Genomic DNA, 1,403 nt, shown 5'->3' with positions numbered 1-1,403 from the left:
TTCGGTGAACCAGACCGGCCCGCCCTCGGTCATGTAGAAATGATCTTCCAGGCGGACGCCGAACCGGCCGGGAATGACCAGCATCGGCTCGTTCGAGAAGCACATGCCGGGAGCCAGCGGCGTGGTGTCGCCACGCACCAGATTCGGCGCCTCGTGGATGTCCAGGCCGATGCCGTGCCCTGTGCGATGCGGCAGGCCCGGCAGACGGTAGTCAGGGCCATAGCCGAGGCCGGTTATATAGCCGCGCGCGGCGTCATCGACGCTGTGGCACGGCGCACCGAGTTGAGCTGCGGCGAAGGCGCGTGCCTGGGCCTCCTTCTCGTGCATCCAGACGCGGCGGAAGTCGTCCGCCGGTTCGCCGAAGACATAGGTGCGGGTAATGTCCGAGTGATAACCGTCGACCAGCGTCCCAGTATCGATCAGCACCACATCGTCGGCCTGCAGAGCTCGGTCGCCCTCGCCGCCGTGCGGCAGGCAGGTGTCTTCGCCGAAGGAGACCAGGCAGAACCACGATCCGCCCTCCCCGCCCAGGGCGCGGTGTTCGGCGTCGATGAAGCCCATGACCTCCGACGTGCGAACCCCTGCCTTCAGCCAGCGGCGGGTGCGGCGCTGGACCTCCAGCGTGATGGCCTTGGCGCGGGTCAACAAAGCGATCTCGGCGGACGACTTGAGGCTGCGCTGGGCCAGGATCAGCGGCGCGCCGTCGATGACGCGATCCGCGCCGAGCGCCCGACTGAGGCCCAGCCAGATGAAGGTCGCCGCCTGATCGTCCACCGCCAGGACGCCGCCTTCTGGCAAACGTCCCGCCGCCAAGGCGTAAGGGCTTTCCTCCTCCTCCCAGGTCAGGATGTCGCCGGCGATGGCGTTCGGCGCCGCCGTCAATCCCGCGACCTTATCCAGTTCAAACCGGGGACAGACGTATTCCACCCGACCGTCGGCGTGGATCAAGGCCCCGGTCAGCCGTTCCGAAGGATGCCAGTCCAGCCCGGTATAATAGCGTAGCGACGCCGTAGGACCGAGAAGCAACGCCGCCGTCCCTTCCGCCTTCAGCCGTGCAGCCAAGACCTGAATGCGAGCGCGCCGCTCGACAGCGTTGATGGGAGCAGCGGCGGGGGGAAGAAACGTCATGCTATCAACGTATACAGTATATGATCTATAACTCTGCTTCTTTCATGGCTTGAGGTCTCGAGCAAGAGCCGTAAGACTAGCAATAGCCCTGTCGCCTCGACAGGCGCGAGCCCCCCGGAAAACGCGCCCTTGCGCGTGGCCATGATCCGTTCGGCGAGAGGGTCCAGGGCGTGACGATATGGCGCAAAAACGCCCTTTCGGACGAACCTTATAACAGATTGCCTTCAACTCGGCCCTTTCCTACCTAGGCGGCCATGCCTCGGTCGATGATGACA

1 protein-coding gene is annotated in these 1,403 nt (G+C 64.9%); it reads right to left on the bottom strand.

The features are described from left to right. The coding region (locus tag ACU5AP_RS16275; protein WP_446681560.1) for a M24 family metallopeptidase at positions 1–1,128 on the bottom strand (1,128 nt) is incomplete at its 3' end. Positions 1,129–1,403: the final 275 nt, after the last annotated feature.

It is taken from the genome of Brevundimonas sp. RM1 (genome assembly GCF_052907225.1).
The sequence above is the reverse complement of the archived record's forward strand: the minus strand, read 5'-3'. Positions and strand labels throughout refer to the sequence as shown.